We start from the raw sequence: 18800 nt of genomic DNA on the forward strand, positions 1-18800 counted from the left end.
CGGGTGCGTCCAGCAATGGCGATGATTGAACTTATTTTTGCTATTGTTATCATCGCCATCAGTATCCTGACGATCCCCTCAATGATGAGTGTGGCGGAACAGGTTTCTAAGGTGATGATTATCGATGAAGATATTTTAAAGAGGATGATGGGGGAGATCACCAAAGTTTCTCAGGCTAGATGGGATGAGAACTCTACAGCCCCTGAGTTCAGACCTTTGCGCATAACGGGAGATATGGAGTGTGATCGCATAGACGGCGGGGAATGGTATCGCCGAAATCCTGACTCACGCATGGTATGTTCTAATGCAGTCCCTGCAATGTTCCCCGCTCCGGTGGATGGGGATTTGAATCTTAGTCGAGGTATTGAGCAGCTGCACAATCGGAATTATAATTTGGAAATCAATGCCACGGGCGGAGCTATCTATACGATCCCGATTACATACAATGTCAGTTATGTAACCGCAACAACTTCGGCAATTAACGGAGGGACTGCCACGGCAACGTGGCAACTCGGTTCATCCACAAATATAAATCCGAATGCTACCGGAACCGCAACTCACCTCAAAAGGGTAGTGGCACGATGCCAGAACAATAATCTTAATGCAGATATGACGTTAACCTTTTTTAAATCCAATGTCGGGAAGTTTTCCGAATGAAGATTCCAATGCATCGTAAAGCTTTCAGTATGATTGAACTGCTGTTTGTCATTGTTATAATGGGGATCATCGCCGGTGTGGTATTAGAGGCTCTGCGCCAATATTATGATGGAATTTATCGGACGGGAGAATATACTAAACGGGTTGCTCAAGCAGATCGGATATTAGAACAGATTTCTAAATATTTCGAGAATGGGATATCGGCATCTATCATTCGGCTAGATGCCAATGACACGGTTTTTGGTACACAATGTGTCGGTATACCGAGTGATACCGATAGCGACAGCGATTATACGATTGCACTGGTTAGTGTAGATAATGAGGGGCTGAGAGGTTTTTGGGATGGAGTAAGATGGCGTCCGGGATGGACGAGTGATGTGCTCAGTATCGGAAATACCCTTGTTTCAGCGGATGCTAATTTTACCGCGTTGAATTTAGTAAATCCGTTGGCGGGATCGGCCATATTTCGCAGTGACGGATTGGGTGAGGGAAGCAATGAGTGTGGACGATTTGGTTGGAATGATCCTATCACGGGTAATACGAATGATGTCTATCGCACGATAGTTTCGGCTGATTCGGATACAAACCTAACTCTCAGCGGTAGCCTCAGTATCAGTGGAGAGGCACGTCGCGCTTATGTGATGCGTACCGCGTATGCATTTCGGGCACGAGACGGGCAGTTTAATCTCTACAGCGGATTTCAGCCATGGAATTCTGACCAATATAGTGGAGCTACCGCTCGCTTGTTAGCGGATAAAGTGACCCATTTTACAATACTGTACGATAATACCAATACCATAATGAATTCGAATATCGGTAATATTTATACCCTAAAAATTTGTTTGCAGGGGCTGGCGGATGATTTAAGTGATACCAATGCGAGTGATCGACAAATTTGCCGTGAAAGGATGGTGCATGTCCGTTATTAAACGCAAAGGCTTTGCCATGATTATGGCTATTTTTGTGGTGGTTATCGTAGCCTCAGGAGGTGCGTTACTTTTATCCAATGCCGCTAAAGGGGGTAAATCTATCTCTGATAGTTATCTACGAACCCAAGCGGAGTTGCTGGCGCAAAGTGCAACGGAATATGCCCTTATGCGTGCACAAGATGTGAATACATCTGCCGGAACATGTCTCAATCAGCTCAACATCACCGTAAACGATGCAGGAGGAACGCAAATGTTTGATATTAATGTTTCATTAGTCTACTCGTTTGAAGGGACTTCTCCACTAGGAGCCGGATGTACAACGTTGGCCAGTAATACCGGGAAAAACACTATGGTACTAATTGATGCGACGGTAACGGATCATAATATCTCCACAGAAGAGATTCGGATACACAAGCGTTCTTGGCAAGAGCTTTAAGGGGTTTAAAACGATTAGAGGGCGAGTTGGGAAATTTTAGCGAGGACATCTTTTTCACGGACAGGCTTCATCAAAAATCCGTTTGCGCCACACTCTAATGCTTCCCCTTTTTTTGTTTCATCGGTTGTGAGTACGATAACCGGAAGTTGACGTAGTGATTCATCGGCACGGATAACTTTGAGCATTTCAATTCCCCCCATGACCGGCATGATGATATCTAAGAGAATAATGTCGATATCGTTTTGAGCTTTGAGGAGACCGATTGCATCCGCACCGTTTTTAGCTTCAACGACGGCAGATACATTGGGGGTTTTCATCAACATGGTTTTGAGGAGTTTGAGGTTGATCAAATCATCATCTACCGCAAGAACTTTTAATTTTTTCTCATCCATTTAGACTTTCCTCATTTACGTAGATAAATTTTTCAAAAACAAGGCGCAATAAATCTTTGTTGATGATATTTTTGATGATTTCATGAACGTATTTCGCATCTTCAGCCTCTTCAGAAGCGTTTGGATCGATCATCATGACCAGTGAAGTACCACTGTTAGCGGTATGGATTATATCATACAGATCCTTGAGACTTAAAGCACTTAGGGTTTTGTCAAAGAGTGCAAGTTTATAGCGGTGATCGCGGAGTTCTACTTTAAGTTCATCAGAAGTTGTTACACTTTTATAGGTATATCCTAGATCATCGAGAATACGTGTAAAGAGTTTTAATTCAAGGGGATTTTGTTTTGCGATGAGGATATCGATAGATTCTGAAATCGGATTGATTTTAATAATTTTATGAGATAAAAAGTTGTTGAGCAAGGAGATGATTTCGTTTCTGACTAAAGGTTTTGTTGTATATTCATCCATCCCTGCCGCTATAAAACGTTCACGATCTCCTTTGAGGGCATTCGCGGTTAGAGCAATGATCGGAATATGAGGGTGTCCGTAATCTTCTTCAAAATCTAAAATCTCTTGCGTTGCTTCGATACCGTCAAGTACCGGCATCTGAATATCCATGAAAATAATGTCGAAGTTCCCGTTTTTACGTTTTTCAAAGGCTTCAAGACCGTTTGAAGCAAGGGTGATCTCCAATCCGAGGTCTTCAAGTGTCCGTCGAATAAGTTTTTGGTTGATAACATTATCTTCAGCCACGAGTGCCGAAGCAGAGAAACGAGAGTTTTTTCCATCAAATTTTTTATGACGGGATGCTTTGACTTTTCGATTGCTAAAAACTTCCGTATCATAGGCATCCAGGGTAGTTCGAATCTTTGTACCGTTAAGCGGTTCGTATAAAACTTTGAAGATATCAATTCCCATAGAATCGATCTTCTTCATGTAAAACGATTTGGTTATAAGAACCAATTGCTCTTGTGATGAAGCATATATGATCGTATCTTGATCGTTGGAATAGTCGTTATCAATAAACAGTAAATCGTAATGGAATTGGTTTTCTAATGTATTGAGCTCATTCACTTCGTAGAACGGAGTGTAAGTAACTCCGAAATAATCAAGATACTCTTTGAGATAGGTATTTTGGAGTTTTTTCTTTGAATGATTTTCTAATAAGAGTACATTGAGGTTCGAGAAAGATCCTTTAACAGGTTCATTCAAGGTCTCAAGTTCTTCAAATTCCAAGGTAAAAAAGAAAGTGGTTCCGGTGCCCGGTTCGCTTTCAAGATCAAGTTTACTTCCCATCAGTTCGACAAAACGGCTGGAAATGGTTAGGCCTAAGCCGGTACCGCCGTATTTACGTGTAATCGACGTATCGGCTTGAGAAAATGCTTCAAAAATACGGGAGCGTTGTTCACTGGTGACACCGATTCCGTTGTCTTTAACCTGAAAACGTATTTTGGTGCGGTTGAGGGTTTCACACTCTACTCGGCGGATATCAACACTAATGGCCCCGCCGCTATTTGTGAATTTAACGGCATTGCTGAGGAGATTGATGATTACCTCTTTGATTTTAGTCGGGTCCCCTTTGAGGGGATGTTCCAAACTCGGATCGACGTAGCATGCGAGGTCAATATGTTTTTCAGACGCGCGCACGCCGTAGACTTCAACGGCACTTTCAAATTCATCGATCGGATTAAAAACGATCTCCTCGATATCGAGTTTATTGTTTTCAATTTTTGAAAGATCGAGGATATTATTGATAATTTCGAGAAGATTTTCTGAACTTTTTTCAATGATGTCAATAAATTCACGTTGTTCAGCATGGAGGTCCGTATCTTTGAGTAACTCGGTAAATCCGACAATACCGTTAAGCGGAGTACGGATTTCATGGGACATATTCGCTAGAAACATTGATTTGGCTTCAGATGCTTCCATTGCGTAGTGTTTATCATTAAGAGTTTGTTCGATGATCCGTTCAAGTAAAGCATAGGCTTGTGCTGTTCCTGCTGTCGTATTGAGATTAATGGTATGGCTGAGTATTTCAGCTTCGTTGTCGTGGGTATCTTCGGCAACCCGTTTTAGAACCGATTCCAGATTTTTGATATTGGTGGTAATTTCAGCAAAGAAGAGGTATCCTAAAATGGCTATTAAAACCCCTATGACCCATGCGGCTATGGCGATGATAAGAACTTGAACCTCTTGATTTTTTATGACGGAAGCACGTTCGTCCATTGCATTAATTAATATTTTTTCCGCTTCGTTGATTACCTCAATTTTCTCTGAGATCATGGCAAACCAAATACCCGATTGAGTTGTAAAAGCTCCGGTTGTACTTGCCTGTAAAATAGCCGTTCTCTCCGTTGTGATATCGAGAAAAAGTTCCGTGTTTTCTCCGTTGTGAAGGAAAGATTGAAGCTTGGTTTGAATCGGCTTATCGTTCATGTTTTCAAGATTTAAGGCGTCGGCTTTAGCAATTAAAGAGATCCATTGGCTGAGTTCTCCCTCAGCAAGCGGGGTAGCACGAGAGAGGATATAGGTCATGTAGTCTCGCTCAATACTGCTATATTCATTAGCACGAACTAACGATAAATAGGCTGAGGAGAGGGTGTTGATCTTTTCATCGAAATGGAGCATTGCAAGCCCGGTAAGTTCGTCAATCAATTGCTCTTCAGCTTTGCCGTAAAGCTCGGTAAAAATTTTATCAAATTGAGCGTTACCGTTATCGACCAGCGGTCGAGATTGAATAATTTTCTTTTGTATATGAGCGATACGTTTGGATAATATAACCGCATTTTCGGCTTCGATTGCATTGATAGGTTTCAGTTTTAGGAGGTGTTTTTGGCAAGCATCAATTTTTTGGTCAACAATGATGCGTTGTGCGCGGAGTGATTTGAGGGTGGTTGCCGAAGCATTTCCCATATACATAACCGTCATTCCACGTTCACGTGAGAGGTTATTAATTAAATCATTGAGTTGTTTATTGCTCTCTAGCCGTTCTTGAAGCTGTCCTGCCGCTTTATAGCTGATATAGGCATTATAAACATAGTAGCTGGCAAGTATGAAAAGTATTAGAATCGGTAGGAGGCTGATGAGGCGGAGGCGATTTCTAAGTCCTAACTGCATACGATCCCTTATAATTGTTCGAGAAAGCTGTTGAGCCGTTTGGAAGCTTTGTTCGCCTCTTGTGCATCATTGGTTTGAGACAAAATAGCTAATTCATCAGAGATCTGATTTAGTCTTAGATGGTCGCTGATCCCTTTGAGTTTTGTAGCAGTATCTTTCCAGGCATGGGTGTCAAACGCTGCGATTGATGCGACAATCTCTTTTCCGGAACGAAGAGCATCTTGTTTGTACTCGTGAATTAATTCACTTAAGAAAATATCTTCAATTCCAAGTTCTTTGGCAAGCATAACCTTATCAAGATGGAGTAGTTGGGTCGGATCGGTTGGCTGAATCTCTTCATCAACAGTCTCTTCAAAAAATATCTCAGGGGGTAGTTCGTCATCTCTTATTTCGGTCTGAAATACTCCATGGTCTTTCAAAGAAAATTCGTAAATTTCATCATCTGCAAACGAAGCAATCTCTTCAGAAGGGGGAATAGTCTCTTGGAAAAAAGTTGTTTCTGCAAACTCTTTTCCCTCTAATTTTGCGATGATGGTGTAAAAATATTTTAGATTGGCCTCAATTTCGACGACATCATTTGAGGTATTAATAATACGGAGTGTTTCAAAAGCATCTTCGATACGAAGATTTGCCGCTACCCCTTTGAGTTTATGAGACAAAATTTTAAGATTATTTATGTCTCCTTTGAGGGTTGCTTCAAAAAGTTCTTCTTTAAAATCATGGGATTGTTGGATAAAGTCACCGATAAATTCTTGAATCAGATCAACGGGTAATCCTAGCTCATGGGCTGCTATACTCGGATCAAATCGGTACGATTCATTGATTTTATGGCTTTTGATAAACTCTTTTTCGGAAGGGCTGAAGCGAACATTTTCTAAACTCGGGAGTTCGACATTGAGTTCCGGTTCGAGAGTAATATCCTCTTGTAACTCTTTGTCATTAAGCGGTAGTGTGAACTTTGTATCAGGCTCTTCGAGCGGTGATGCTTCTTTCTCCAAAGCATCGTATTCGGTAACCTCCGGGAGGGTTTGGAAATCGTCTGCTAAAGTCTCGGAGGTATTTTCATAAGAAATCGGTGTTTCTACTATGAAAGGTTTTGAATCAGGTTTAGCTTTTGGGGTGATTGGGAGCGGTTGAATTTCATCTCCGTTGATGGATTGGATGTGGAGCATATCGACGATATAGCCGTTTTGGGAAGGCTCCTCACTTAAAAAGAGGTTTTTGACTTGAAGGGTGCATGAAAAAACCCGATTATTCCCTTGCACAATCGCTGAGCGTGCATCGGAATCGGCATGAAGTAAAAAATCGATCCAACCGAAACTTTTGAAATTGTGGATATAACCGGGTTCTTTTGCAAATAAATCGGCAACATCACTGCATACACTTAAGAGCTCTTCAAACGTGGCAAAATTTAAGAGTTTTAACCCCTCTTCATCAATACCGATAAACTTTTGTTGGTGGTTATAAAATAGCACTCGGTTTTCCTTGTTGTTCTTGCTCAAGCATTTTTTGATACTGTGCAGATGTCTCTTCGATGTTTTTCCGTGATGCCGGTTTCCGAGCGGCCATATATCCCTTAACGTTTCCGTTTTCATCATAAGTAGGCGTTACTTCGGTATCAACCCAGTAGTAACGTCCGTCTTTACGAAGATTTTTGACTAAACCGTGCCAAAGGGTTCCTGCTTGAATCGTTTGCCACATTTGAGTGAAAGCCGCACGCGGCATATCGGGATGACGTATAAGATGATGAGGTTCACCGATCAATTCTTCAATGCTATAGCCTGAAATTTCGCAAAATTTTCGGTTGGCGAAGGTAATAATCCCTTTGAGATCCGTTTCACTAACGATAGCGCGTCCATCAAATAAGTACTCTTCATCAATAGGAGCAGGTTTTACTATCATGTAACCTCTTTGAGAAAAAAACTGTTGAAAACATAATCTGTGGAATATGGCATAAACTCCATAAAATATTACTTAGATAAGGGTTCGCGGTAGTAATTTTGGATGCTTTGGGCATCTTTTGGGCCGATGAGATCACGAAGTGTTTCAAAGTCACTTTGCGCGATTGCTTCGAAAGTTCCGAAATAATCAATCAACTTATGAATTTTCGCCGAACTTATGCCGTGAATGGCGAGTAATTTAGAGGATTGATCCGTTTTAAGTTTTGTTTTTTTATGAAAAGTGATAGCACTTCTATGAGCTTCATCACGCAGCATTTGGACAAATTGAAGTCGTTTATCGGAACTCTCAAGCCGTAAAGTCGTTTCAATCGTGTGGAGAATATCGCGTGCAGATCCTTTGGCTCGGTGAGCTTTGGCATCAATTTTTTCTTTACTGATGGCAATTACATCCATATGAATTCCGTGCGAATTTAGAAGATCAACGGCTAAAGAGAGAAGGGTTGATCCACCATCAAGCACCCATAAATCAGGAGGGGGATTTGATTCAAATCCTTCTATGCGGCGGCGTAGCATCTCTGACATTTGGCCGTATTCATCACGGCTTTGGAGATGGTACGTACGATACCCTTTTTTATCAAAACGGCCATTGTCATAGGCTATCATCGCCCCTACCGTCGCGGAGCCTCCATGATGGGAGTTATCAAATACTTCGATACGATGAGGAAGAGAATCGAGGGCAAACAGCTCTTGGAGCTGTGCCAAGAATATCTCTTTGCTCGGTTGAGGTGTTCTTAGCAGCTCCTGCGCATTGGTTAATGCCAGATCGATAAGTTCTTTTTTACCTCCGCGCTGCGGTATTTCAAGCTGTGCTTTTTTACCGAAGAGCTGGCTTAGGTGCTCATGAACCCAATCGCTGGATTCAAAAGGGTGGGCGGTTAAAATAGGGGCGATGATGGGGGGTTTTTCATTTCCGTAAAATCCTATTAAAGTCCGCTCATACGCTTCATCACGTGAAAAGTAAGGGGTAATGGGGATAAAGTCATGGGTTGAAGAAGCGACTTTCCCCTCGCGGATAAAGAGACGGAGAATACAGCCGCGTGTCTCACTGAGTGCGATAGCAAAGACGTCATAGTTTTCGGTGGACGCCATATCAATTTGGGAGGCTATTTCACTTTTGGAAATTCGTTCAATTCGATCTCGCAATACGAGCGCCTCTTCAAATCGGAGCGATTCGGAATAGAACTCCATTTTGGCCTCGAGCTGCTTAATCAGACGTCGTTTATTCTGTATCCACTCGATCCCCTGCATCACCATAGGTAGGTAGCTATCGCGTGGAACGGGGAATTCGCATGGGGCGAGGCACTGCTCCATCTGATAAAAAAGGCACCCTTTTTTCCCTTTTAGACAGCTCTTTTTTTGGACCAATTTCAAAAGCTCATACAGTGAATCGAGAATATCTCGCGCACCCACTGAAAAAGGGCCGAAATAGCGGACTTTTTTCCCTTTTATAATTTTACGCGTGAGTTCGAAACGGGGGTAGGGTTCTTCAAGATCAACGTACAAATAAGGATAAGTTTTATCATCACGCAGAAGAATATTGTATTTTGGTTTGAGCTGTTTGATAAGAGAGTTTTCTAAAATGAGGGCATCATGCTCATTTTCCACGATGATGTAGTGGAGGGACACGGTCTCGGAAAGCATTTTTTGTATACGCAGTGAAAGAGATGTTTTCGGAGAAAGGGAGGGGGTGAGTAAAAAGTAGCTTTTAACCCGTTTGGAGAGGTTTTTGGCTTTGCCAATATAGAGGATTCTCCCTTTTTCATCCAAATACTGATAGATCCCCGCTTGATGAGGGAGACTGCGAATTTGGTTTATCATCGGTGAACTCTTAATGAATAATTTATTGAAGCTATTATAACATCTGTCATTAAAGAAAAAGGGGGAACAATGTCAAAAATATCTGCATTTAGCGTCATTGTCGCCATACTATTATTTTTAAACGGATGCGGTTATAAAGCTCCTCCTTATTATGAAAAACCGGCGGTGGCCAAGGATTCTTCCGTTGCGCTATGATGTGGTTATTATCGGTTCAGGGGTAGCCGGGCTTTATACGGCGATCGCTTTACCGAAAGAACTGAAGGTTTTAGTCATTAATAAATCGAACCCGTGGGAGTGCAATACCTATTATGCACAAGGCGGTGTGACGACCGCGTATAACGATGAAGACATTGCTTCTCATGTCGAAGATACCCTTGACGCGGGTGCCGGGATGTGTAATACAGACGCGGTTCAGCTGATGAGTGAAAGTTCGCAGGGGGTAATCCGTGATTTGATTCGTCGCGGATTTGTTTTTGATACGGATGAAGAGGGAAATTTACTCTATACCAAAGAGGCGGCTCATTCGCGAAGTCGTATCCTTCATGCCGGAGGCGATGCGACAGGAAGGCATTTGCATTTCTTTTTATTGAATCAAAATCCGCATCCGATGCTGAGCGATACGACGGTGGTTGATCTCTTAATCGAAGAGGGCCGATGTTGTGGAGTAGAAACAGTTACACGGGGAAATCGGAAGATCATTTTGGCGGATAATGTGGTCATTGCCAGCGGCGGAGTAGGATCACTCTATGAATATCATACGAATGCGTCAACGATCAGCGGAGAGATTCACGGGATTTGTATTGAAAAAGGGATTGAGCTCGAATCAATGGAGATGATGCAGTTTCACCCAACGGTTTTTGTTGCCAACAATTGGGCGCGTAAACAACTCCTCTCTGAAGCACTCAGAGGGGAGGGGGCGCATGTTGTTGATGAAAACGGATATCGCTTTTTGTTCGAATATGATCCGCGCGGTGAACTAGCTCCGCGTGACATCGTCAGTCGAGCCATTTTCGATTATAAACAGCGCAGCGGAAAACAGGTTTATCTCTCATGTGAAGATTTTGAGAGTGAGTATTTTAAAGAACGTTTTCCGAATATTTACAAATCACTTAATGATTTGGGATTTCATCTTCCCAAAGAACGGGTTCCCATCTCCCCAGCATTTCACTATGCCGTAGGAGGGATCAAAACAGATGTTAATGGATCCATTCCCCATGTAAAAGGACTTTATGCTGCCGGAGAATCGGCCTCAACAGGTGTACACGGAGCGAATCGATTAGCCAGTAATTCATTGTTGGAAGGGTTGGTTTTTTCTAAAAAAGTAGCTGAATCTATCTTGGATCACTCAGAACACGGGTGCAGCGAAAATTTTAAGATCAGTAATGAGCCGTTGGAGTTAGAAGGGGATAAAGAGAAAAAGGATCAACTTCGCCGTATTATGTGGGACAATGTTTCAATTGTCCGTACTCCCGAAGGTTTGCAAAAAGCGTATGAGGCAATAGCGCAAATGCTCTTGGGTGAAGTCGGAAGATTATTACGCTTACGTTTGCTTACGGCACGCAGTATTATTGTATCGGCCCAAAAACGCTCCGAATCGATCGGTGTCCATTTTATAACACAAGGAATCAAAAAATGACAACAGCAGTCGCAGAACAAGCGGCGATTAATTTTGTAGGCACTCCATTCGGATGGCTACTCCTCGCCATGTTTGTGGTGGGATACTATTTTATCGCGGCAGAAGAAAAATACAATATCGATAAAGCCAAGCCGGCATTGTTCACCGGAACGTTCATGTTTGTACTGATCGGTTTGTATTACGTCAGTATCGGAGCAGATTTAACTCCGTTTGAGCATGAAGTCGATCATCTTATATTAGAAATTGCGGAGATTTTCTTTTTCTTATTTGTGGCTATGACCTATATCGAGGCGCTTATAGAGCGTGGGGTATTTACGGCTTTACGTGCTAAACTGATTGCAAAAGGGTACAGCTATCGCGAACTTTTTTGGATTACCGGAGCTTTGGCCTTTTTTATCTCTCCGGTCGCCGATAATCTTACGACGGCATTGATTCTGTCGACGGTATTGTTAACAATCGACAATAAAACAAAAGAATTTTTGGTGCCCGGTGCCATTAATGTTGTAGTAGCGGCAAATGCGGGCGGTGCTTGGAGTCCGTTTGGAGATATCACGACATTGATGGTGTGGGCTGCAGAAAAAGGGGCGTTCACGGATTTTCTTTATCTGTTCCCTGCAGCTTTTATCGGTTGGCTCATTACCGCGGCATTGTTGGTTCGTTATGTTCCTGATATTGACCCGAATAAAGACGGAGACCCCGAAGCGGCGGCAAAAATTGAAATCCTCAAAGGGGGAAAGGTCATTATTGCATTCGGTGCCTTGACGATTGCCCTTGCGGTTGCCGGAAAACAAGTGCTTCATTTGCCGCCAATGTGGGGGATGTTGTTCGGTTTGGCAATTTTACAGCTGTACATGTATTTCCTTAAAACAAAACATAATGTGGATGTCAGTATTTTTCAAGCGATGAGTAAGGTGGAGAACAATACGCTCCTCTTTTTCTTCGGTATCTTGGCGGCGGTCGGTGCGCTTCATTTTATGGGGTTTTTGACGTACGCCGCGAAATTGTATGAGATGTTTGATCCGACTGTCGTTAATATCGGAGTAGGATTCCTCTCCGCCATTGTGGATAATGTTCCGGTGATGTCGGCTGTTTTGAAAGCAAATCCTGCAATCGATCATGCGCAATGGATGTTGGTAACGATGACGGCAGGTATCGGAGGATCACTGATTAGTTTCGGAAGTGCTGCAGGTGTTGGCGTTATGGGCAAAATGCATGGGATCTATACCTTTGCTTCCCATATTAAATTGGCGTGGACAGTATTGGTCGGATATATTGTTTCTGTCGCTGTTTGGTATGTTCAGTTCATAGTTTTAGGCATTTATTAAGTCTATATTCAAAATTAAACTACTTTTAGGTACCCTTTCATTAACGCAAAGGGTACTCAATCCCTCCCGAATATCTCCACTTAAAGGCTCTCCTTTGAAAGATGTCAATATTATCGTCCTTGATTTCGGCTCACAGTATACGCAGTTGATCGCTCGCCGTCTACGCGAAGATAAAGTTTATTGTGAGGTACTACCGTATCACACTAAAATCGATGCTATCAAAGCAAAAAATCCAAAAGGGATTATCCTCAGCGGCGGACCTTCATCGGTTTATAACAAAGACGCGTACGAAGTAGACCAAGGGGTGTATACACTCGGAATTCCCGTTTTGGGGATTTGTTACGGTATGCAGCGTATTGCGGTCGATTTTGGCGGGAGTGTCATCCGAAGCGATCATCACGAATACGGTAAAGCAGAACTCACGATCGATATGACCCAACACTCGGTCCTTTTTGAGGGGTGTGAAGATGAACGTGCAGTGTGGATGAGCCACTCCGATAAAGTGGACGTATTGCCGGAGGGTTTTGTCCCTATCGCCTATTCACCGAACTCTCCGTATGCGGCGATTGCGAATGAAGCAAAAATGGTCTACGCGATGCAGTACCATCCTGAGGTTAACCACTCTGAAGAGGGGTATTTGATGCTCCGTAATTTTGCGCGCAAAATTTGCGGTATCACGGACAAATGGGACATGGGACATTTTCTCAAAGAACAGATCGTTAAAATCCGTGCTCAAGTGGGTGAGGGGAAAGTTCTTTGTGCCCTCAGCGGCGGAGTCGATTCTTCAGTTGTTGCGGCACTCTTGTACGAAGCGATCGGGGATCAACTTATCCCTGTATTTGTCGATAACGGGTTGCTTCGTAAAGGGGAACGTGAATCGGTTGAGAATATTTTTAAAGTACACCTCAAAGTGCCACTCGTCGTTGCGGATGCTTCGGAAAATTTTCTCGGTAAGCTTGCCGGAGTAACTGACCCGGAAACAAAACGTAAAATCATCGGGCATACCTTTATCGAAGTATTTGAGCAAGAAGCAAAAAAACATGACGGGATTAAGTTCTTGGCGCAGGGGACATTGTACCCTGACGTTATCGAATCGGTTTCGGTCAATGGCCCCTCTGTTACGATTAAAAGCCATCATAATGTTGGAGGATTGCCGGATTGGATGGATTTCGAGTTGATTGAACCTCTACGTGATTTGTTCAAAGACGAAGTGCGTAAACTTGGACTTGAGCTAGGGCTTCCTGATTCATTGGTAAACCGCCATCCGTTCCCAGGGCCGGGCTTGGGTATCCGTATAATGGGTGAAGTGAATAAAGCGGATTTGAATCTTCTCCGTGAAGCCGATGCAATTTTGCTCGATGAGCTCAAAGTAAGCGGATATTACACGAAAACGTGGCAGGCGTTTGCGGTACTTCTCAATGTTAAATCGGTTGGTGTTATGGGGGATAACCGTACCTATGACAACACGGTATGTGTTCGCGTCGTCGAAGCGGTAGATGGTATGACGGCAACGTTTGCTCATCTTCCTCATACGTTGTTAGAGCGTATCAGTCGTCGTATCATCAATGAAGTTGACGGGATCAACCGCGTTGTGTACGACATCAGTTCTAAACCGCCCGCAACGATCGAGTGGGAATAAAGCGCTCCCTGTGCGCCCCATCTATCTCATCTCAAAAACTCCCTATGAGGGAGTTATTCACATCCCTATCCTCACTATCTCTTTTTTAAATCCCCCTATCGATTTCACCCACTATGAGGGGATTATTCTTACCTCGAAACAGGCCATTTTGGCATTAGAAAATTATTCTCTTGATTGGAATAAACTGAAATGTATTTGTGTATCGGAAAGCACGGCTGTAGTAGCAAGAGAGGTTGGAGCGGTTGATGTCGAAGTGGGGGATGGGTATGGAAAATCGATTACGAGTGTTTTGAAGGGAAAAAAACGTGATGGAAAATGGCTTTATCTCCGTCCAAAAGTCATTGCAAGCGATTGGGTTGAAGCGGCACGTGAAGAGGGGCATGAGATTGATGAAGTGATAGTTTATGAAACAACATGCAGTGAAGAAACAGCGAAAATGACTATTTCCTCAGAGGGGATACTTATCTTTACCTCACCATCAACTATCCGATGTTTTATCCAAAACCATCCGATACTGTCGACCCATAGCGTGGTGGTTATCGGTACAACGACTCAAAACGCTCTTCCCTCAGATGTGGCTTCTCATCTTAGTTCTAGCACGAGTGTGGAAGCTGCTGTTGATTTGGCACGTCAAATCGCTTCAGAAGGGTAAAATTCATCACCCTTTTAAGATTTTAGGGTTATAATTATTAACTCTGGGCGCAGCGAGTAATCGCATTATGAGGGTTCTACATATACACTTCGTCATAATCGTAGACGTTTCGGTGTGTCGGTGGTCTCGTTTGAGTGCTTACGCACGAGAGATTGCCGCCGGAAGAGACGCTCGTTGTGGCACAATTACAGCTTTGAAGAACCAAAGCTACTGCGAAACGCCCGCCCGGGATTTATTGAGACGATAGAGGAATAAAATCCCTCCATCTACGCTAGCCGCTTGGGCTACTAAAGCTAGCTTCTGACGAAGCAGAGTTATATTTGTCTTATTTGAGAAACGTTTACGAGTTTCAGCTAAGATAATTAAATTTTTTTAAGGTGATGTATGCGAGTAATGGTAATCGGCAGCGGTGGACGAGAATTTTCAATCGGGCGAGTTCTAAAACAAGACTCAGCGGTAAGTGAGCTTTTTTTCGCTCCCGGAAACGGCGCGACCCCGATGCTTGGGACGAACGTTACAATTAAAGATTACGAAGCATTGGCCCAGTTTGCCCTCGATAATAAGATTGACTTAACGATTGTAGGGCCGGAGGGGCCGCTCACTGATGGTGTTGTTGATGTGTTTAAAGCTAAAGGGTTGGTGATTTTTGGTCCTTCCAAAGCTGCAGCACAGCTCGAAGGATCAAAAGTTTACATGAAAAACTTTTTGGCAAAATATAATATTCCAACCGCACGCTATATAGAGACCGATCACATCGGTGATGCCTTTACTTTTATCGACTCTCTTCCTCTCCCGATTGTTGTGAAAGCGGATGGATTATGTGCGGGTAAGGGTGTTATTATCGCGATGAGCTATGAAGAGGCAAAAGTTGCCGTCTCTGAGATGCTCAGCGGAAAATCGTTCGGTGATGCTGGTAAACGGGTCGTTGTCGAAGAGTTTTTAGACGGGTATGAACTTTCAATGTTCGCCTTGTGTGACGGAAAAGATTTTATCCTCCTCCCTGCGGCGCAAGATCATAAACGCCTCTTAGACAATGATGAAGGCCCGAATACCGGAGGGATGGGGGCGTATGCTCCGACCCCTTTGGTGGATGATGTGATTTACGAAAAAGTAAAAGATCGAATCGTCCGTCCGACTCTCAAAGGGATGCAAGAAGAGGGGGCACCGTTTGAGGGGGTTCTCTTTATCGGTCTTATGATTGTTAACGGCGAGCCGATTACGTTAGAGTTCAATGTCCGTTTCGGTGATCCTGAGTGCGAGATTTTGATGCCGCTTTTGAAAACACCTGCCAGTGAACTTTTTTATAAAGCCGCCACCAAGCAACTCGATACATTGAAGGTTGAGTTTCACGATAAATATGCCGTCGGTGTCGTGATGGCAAGCCGAAATTATCCGTATGACAACTCGGAGCCTGCCGAAATCATCGTCGATGAGATTCATCATGAGGATATTGTTCGAAATACCCATATCGCCTATGCGGGCGTAGAGGAAGAAGAGGGAAAACTGTACGCTACAGGCGGACGGGTTCTCGTGTGCGTCGGTGTGGGGGAGAGTATCAAAGAGGCGCGGGATCGTGCCTATATGCTTTGCGGACAAGTTCACTTTGCGGGCAAAAAACTTCGTGGTGACATCGCGTATCAGGCTCTTCGCTAATGGATGAACGCCTTGATTCACTTTTTCAGCGTGAGCATGTAGTTCTTGCGTCTATTCGTCAAAGAGCGGCGGCTTTCGGTATTGATGAACTTCTTTTGTCCATAATTATGATTGCTATTTTATGGGATTCGATTAGCAACGCTAATACCTTGGAAGAGATGATTGCGGTTACCAACAGCTTTTTATTGGAATATATGGCGATTAAGATTATTTACCATACTTTTTTTACGATGCAATACGGTGCGAGTATCGGAAAAATTATTATGAAAATTCGTATTATTGAGCTCTCAACGCTCTCTAATCCCAGTTTTTTAAGTGCTTTTAATCGCAGTGTTTTTCGGGTGGTGAGTGAGATTCTTTTTTATCTTGGATTTATCTGGGCGATGCTTGATCCTTACCGACGGAGCTGGCATGATCGAACCGGAAAGACCTTGGTGATCAATGCGTAAAGTTTGTTGGATCAGTTTGATCGCTTCGACACTCCTCTTAGGAGAAGAACAGGTTGAATTGTATGGAACGAATATTGATACAAATGAAACGATTGCAACGGCAACCGGTAATCCGGTTGCATTGTATCAAGATCAAATACTGAGTGCCGATGAACTGGTGTATGATCGTAACGGTAGCATTATAGAAGCTAAAGGATCGGTTAATCTTTTTAAAGCAGGACAGTACCATGCGATCAGTGATTATTCGAAAATAAATCTTCTGGAAGATACCCGTTATTCAACTCCCTATTATGCTGTCGATCAGTCTTCAGGGTTATGGATGAGTACATCCGAAGCACAAGGGTGTCAAAACGAGATTGATTTGTCCAGCGGGGCGGTATCTGGGTGTGATTCGACCGATCCTTTGTGGAAAATCCGTTTCTCAAGCGCCGATTATGATACTGAAAGTATGTGGGTCAATCTTTATAACGCACGTTTAGAAGTGGGAGACGTTCCTGTATTTTATCTCCCTTATTTTGGCTACCCGACCGATCGAACACGCCGAAGCGGATTATTGATCCCCTCTTTCGGATGGTCGAGTTCGGAAGGGTTCTATTATCAGCAACCGATTTACTTCGCGCCACATAACTGGTGGGATGCAGAGCTTCGTCCCCAAATTCGTACCGACAGAGGTTCCGGTATTTATACCGATTTTCGCTTTGTTGATACAAAATCATCGGAAGGATCGATTCGATTAGGGTACTTTAAAGAGAAGATAGAGTATGCCCAAGAATACGATTTGGCAAATCAAAAACATTATGGATATGACGTTCATTACCGTCATCGTGATCCACTTCGTGAATGGTTCGGAGTAACTTTAGAAGGTGAGTCTGGGCTTTACGTTGAAGGTTCATGGATGAACGATGTTGATTACCTCAATTTGCAACAGAGTGATCAAACGCAAAATATAACGGACAATCAAGTGATGTCTCGTATTAATACCTATTACAGTAGTGAAGATAATTATCTTGGTGCCTATTTCAAACATTACCAATATTTAGACCAAGTGAGTAATGACAACACCCTTCAAACCCTTCCTACCCTCCATTATCATCGCTATTTGGAAACGTTATTCAATGATTATCTACTTTTTAACGGTGATGTAACAGCTACCCATTTTTACAGACCAAACGGAAAAAGGGCGGTAGAGGGGAATTTTAATCTCCCCTTAACCCTTCAAACTGCGCTGTTTGATGATTATATCGATGTTAGTTATACGCTTAATGCCTCTTCCAAAGTAATTGGATTTTACGCAAACGAGCGTGCTAATGAAACGGGAAGTGTTTACGAACAAGGAAAGTATGCCCAATTGGATCATACCTTGAGTGTCGGCACTACCCTTGTCAAATCTTACGAAAGTACAACGCATGTCATTAATCCATTCGCCAGTTATACTTCGGCAGGGAGCCGTTATTATGACGGTTATTATGAAACCTACAAAGATTCATGTGACATTACAGGTACCTATGCCGGTTATCCGTGTGAATTTTACACCCTCTCCGCACCGAGTGATACCCTCTCACTTGGGGTTAACAACTATCTTTTTCAAAATGGCAATCAGTTCCTAGTGGATCGTTTGTCTCAAAATTTTGAGTATGATGATCAACGAAGTTATTACGGTGAACTGCAAAATGAGCTGGAATGGGAGATTACAGAAGCGATTTCCTATTACAATCAAACTGCTTACAATCATGATCGTGATCGCATCACTAAAGAACAAAATACACTGCGCTATAATGATGATATCGTAACGGCAAGTGTGAGTCACTATTATACGGATGAGTTACGTAATAGTACTCCGAAATATGCATCGTATTGGACGGCGGATGCAGCCTATCAGTATAATAGCCACTATCGGGTATTCGGTCTTTTGGCGTATGATTATCGTGAAGATTTGCTAAAGCGTAGCGAAATCGGAATTTTGTATTCGCAACGATGTCTTGATTTTGGGATTCGATACGTTCAAAATCGACGTCCTATTCTAACCAATGCGAATGTGAGTGATTCTGTGAATGATTCTTATATTTTTATTACTATTATCCTCAAACCTATCGGCGGGTCTGAGTTTAATTATAAACTGACCAAATAAAGAGGGT

General features: G+C 43.0%; 16 protein-coding genes. 11 read left to right on the forward strand and 5 right to left on the reverse strand.

Annotation, left to right across the window (positions count from 1 at the left end):
- Positions 1-3 precede the first annotated feature (3 nt).
- From RMO68_RS04135 to RMO68_RS04145, 3 genes are read left to right on the forward strand one after another with little or no spacing between them, the layout of a single operon-like run.
- Positions 4-657 carry a hypothetical protein gene (locus RMO68_RS04135; RefSeq protein ID WP_310439447.1) on the forward strand — a complete coding sequence of 218 codons (654 nt, stop codon included), beginning with the start codon at positions 4-6 and terminating at the stop codon, positions 655-657.
- An 8-nt stretch (positions 658-665) separates the two neighbouring features.
- Positions 666-1586: a type II secretion system protein gene (locus RMO68_RS04140; RefSeq protein ID WP_310439448.1), complete on the forward strand. Its 921-nt coding sequence runs from the start codon at positions 666-668 to the stop codon at positions 1584-1586.
- Positions 1573-2022 carry a type II secretion system protein gene (locus tag RMO68_RS04145; RefSeq protein WP_310439449.1) on the forward strand — a complete coding sequence of 150 codons (450 nt, stop codon included), beginning with the start codon at positions 1573-1575 and terminating at the stop codon, positions 2020-2022. Before RMO68_RS04140 ends, RMO68_RS04145 begins: the two co-directional genes overlap by 14 nt.
- A gap of 14 nt (positions 2023-2036) precedes the next feature.
- Here RMO68_RS04145 and RMO68_RS04150 read toward each other — a convergent pair whose 3' ends face one another.
- The 5 genes from RMO68_RS04150 to uvrC form a co-directional block, all read right to left on the reverse strand.
- On the reverse strand, positions 2037-2414 hold the full coding sequence (locus RMO68_RS04150; protein WP_310439450.1) for a response regulator: 378 nt from the start codon (positions 2412-2414) through the stop codon (positions 2037-2039).
- On the reverse strand, positions 2407-5532 hold the full coding sequence (locus RMO68_RS04155) for an ATP-binding protein (protein WP_310439451.1): 3126 nt from the start codon (positions 5530-5532) through the stop codon (positions 2407-2409). The genes RMO68_RS04150 and RMO68_RS04155 overlap by 8 nt, the downstream gene beginning before the upstream one ends.
- 8 nt (positions 5533-5540) lie before the next feature.
- Positions 5541-7007: a hypothetical protein gene (locus RMO68_RS04160; protein WP_310439452.1), complete on the reverse strand. Its 1467-nt coding sequence runs from the start codon at positions 7005-7007 to the stop codon at positions 5541-5543.
- Entirely contained in the window at positions 6994-7434 is a 441-nt protein-coding gene (locus RMO68_RS04165; protein ID WP_310439453.1) for a PAS domain-containing protein, read from the reverse strand. Before RMO68_RS04165 ends, RMO68_RS04160 begins: the two co-directional genes overlap by 14 nt.
- Positions 7435-7502: 68 nt before the next feature.
- Complete coding sequence (uvrC, locus tag RMO68_RS04170) at positions 7503-9311, reverse strand: excinuclease ABC subunit UvrC (RefSeq protein WP_310439454.1); 1809 nt, start codon at positions 9309-9311, stop codon at positions 7503-7505.
- Positions 9312-9380: 69 nt separating this feature from the next.
- Here uvrC and RMO68_RS04175 point away from each other — a divergent pair, with 69 nt between their 5' ends.
- The 8 genes from RMO68_RS04175 (at position 9381) to RMO68_RS04210 (ending at position 18793) form a co-directional block, all read left to right on the forward strand.
- Positions 9381-9506 carry a hypothetical protein gene (locus tag RMO68_RS04175; protein WP_310439455.1) on the forward strand — a complete coding sequence of 42 codons (126 nt, stop codon included), beginning with the start codon at positions 9381-9383 and terminating at the stop codon, positions 9504-9506.
- On the forward strand, positions 9496-10947 hold the full coding sequence (nadB, locus tag RMO68_RS04180) for an L-aspartate oxidase (RefSeq protein WP_310439456.1): 1452 nt from the start codon (positions 9496-9498) through the stop codon (positions 10945-10947). Before RMO68_RS04175 ends, nadB begins: the two co-directional genes overlap by 11 nt.
- Complete coding sequence (nhaD, locus tag RMO68_RS04185; RefSeq protein ID WP_310439457.1) at positions 10944-12272, forward strand: sodium:proton antiporter NhaD; 1329 nt, start codon at positions 10944-10946, stop codon at positions 12270-12272. The genes nadB and nhaD overlap by 4 nt, the downstream gene beginning before the upstream one ends.
- A 94-nt stretch (positions 12273-12366) precedes the next feature.
- Positions 12367-13911 carry a glutamine-hydrolyzing GMP synthase gene (gene guaA, locus RMO68_RS04190; protein WP_310439458.1) on the forward strand — a complete coding sequence of 515 codons (1545 nt, stop codon included), beginning with the start codon at positions 12367-12369 and terminating at the stop codon, positions 13909-13911.
- 10 nt (positions 13912-13921) lie between these two features.
- Entirely contained in the window at positions 13922-14563 is a 642-nt protein-coding gene (locus tag RMO68_RS04195) for a uroporphyrinogen-III synthase (protein ID WP_310439459.1), read from the forward strand.
- Between the two features lie 384 nt (positions 14564-14947).
- On the forward strand, positions 14948-16216 hold the full coding sequence (gene purD / locus RMO68_RS04200) for a phosphoribosylamine--glycine ligase (protein WP_310439460.1): 1269 nt from the start codon (positions 14948-14950) through the stop codon (positions 16214-16216).
- Positions 16216-16665, forward strand: coding sequence for an RDD family protein (locus RMO68_RS04205; protein ID WP_310439461.1), 450 nt, complete (start codon positions 16216-16218; stop codon positions 16663-16665). The genes purD and RMO68_RS04205 overlap by 1 nt, the downstream gene beginning before the upstream one ends.
- The gene (locus tag RMO68_RS04210; protein ID WP_310439462.1) at positions 16658-18793 is read left to right on the forward strand and encodes an LPS assembly protein LptD; all 2136 of its coding nucleotides are present in this window, start codon (positions 16658-16660) and stop codon (positions 18791-18793) included. The genes RMO68_RS04205 and RMO68_RS04210 overlap by 8 nt, the downstream gene beginning before the upstream one ends.
- The last annotated feature ends 7 nt before the right edge of the window (positions 18794-18800 follow it).

It is taken from the genome of Sulfuricurvum sp., from assembly GCF_031427015.1.
In the GTDB taxonomy this organism is placed as follows: domain Bacteria; phylum Campylobacterota; class Campylobacteria; order Campylobacterales; family Sulfurimonadaceae; genus Sulfuricurvum.

Coding starts and splice junctions, on each gene's coding strand:
- RMO68_RS04140 (WP_310439448.1), top strand. CDS start 666: ATGCATCGTAAAGCTTTCAGTATGATTGAACTGCTGTTTGTCATTGTT.
- RMO68_RS04145 (WP_310439449.1), top strand. CDS start 1,573: ATGTCCGTTATTAAACGCAAAGGCTTTGCCATGATTATGGCTATTTTT.
- RMO68_RS04150 (WP_310439450.1), bottom strand. CDS start 2,414: ATGGATGAGAAAAAATTAAAAGTTCTTGCGGTAGATGATGATTTGATC.
- RMO68_RS04155 (WP_310439451.1), bottom strand. CDS start 5,532: ATGCAGTTAGGACTTAGAAATCGCCTCCGCCTCATCAGCCTCCTACCG.
- RMO68_RS04165 (WP_310439453.1), bottom strand. CDS start 7,434: ATGATAGTAAAACCTGCTCCTATTGATGAAGAGTACTTATTTGATGGA.
- uvrC (WP_310439454.1), bottom strand. CDS start 9,311: ATGATAAACCAAATTCGCAGTCTCCCTCATCAAGCGGGGATCTATCAG.
- RMO68_RS04175 (WP_310439455.1), top strand. CDS start 9,381: ATGTCAAAAATATCTGCATTTAGCGTCATTGTCGCCATACTATTATTT.
- nhaD (WP_310439457.1), top strand. CDS start 10,944: ATGACAACAGCAGTCGCAGAACAAGCGGCGATTAATTTTGTAGGCACT.
- purD (WP_310439460.1), top strand. CDS start 14,948: ATGCGAGTAATGGTAATCGGCAGCGGTGGACGAGAATTTTCAATCGGG.
- RMO68_RS04205 (WP_310439461.1), top strand. CDS start 16,216: ATGGATGAACGCCTTGATTCACTTTTTCAGCGTGAGCATGTAGTTCTT.
- RMO68_RS04210 (WP_310439462.1), top strand. CDS start 16,658: ATGCGTAAAGTTTGTTGGATCAGTTTGATCGCTTCGACACTCCTCTTA.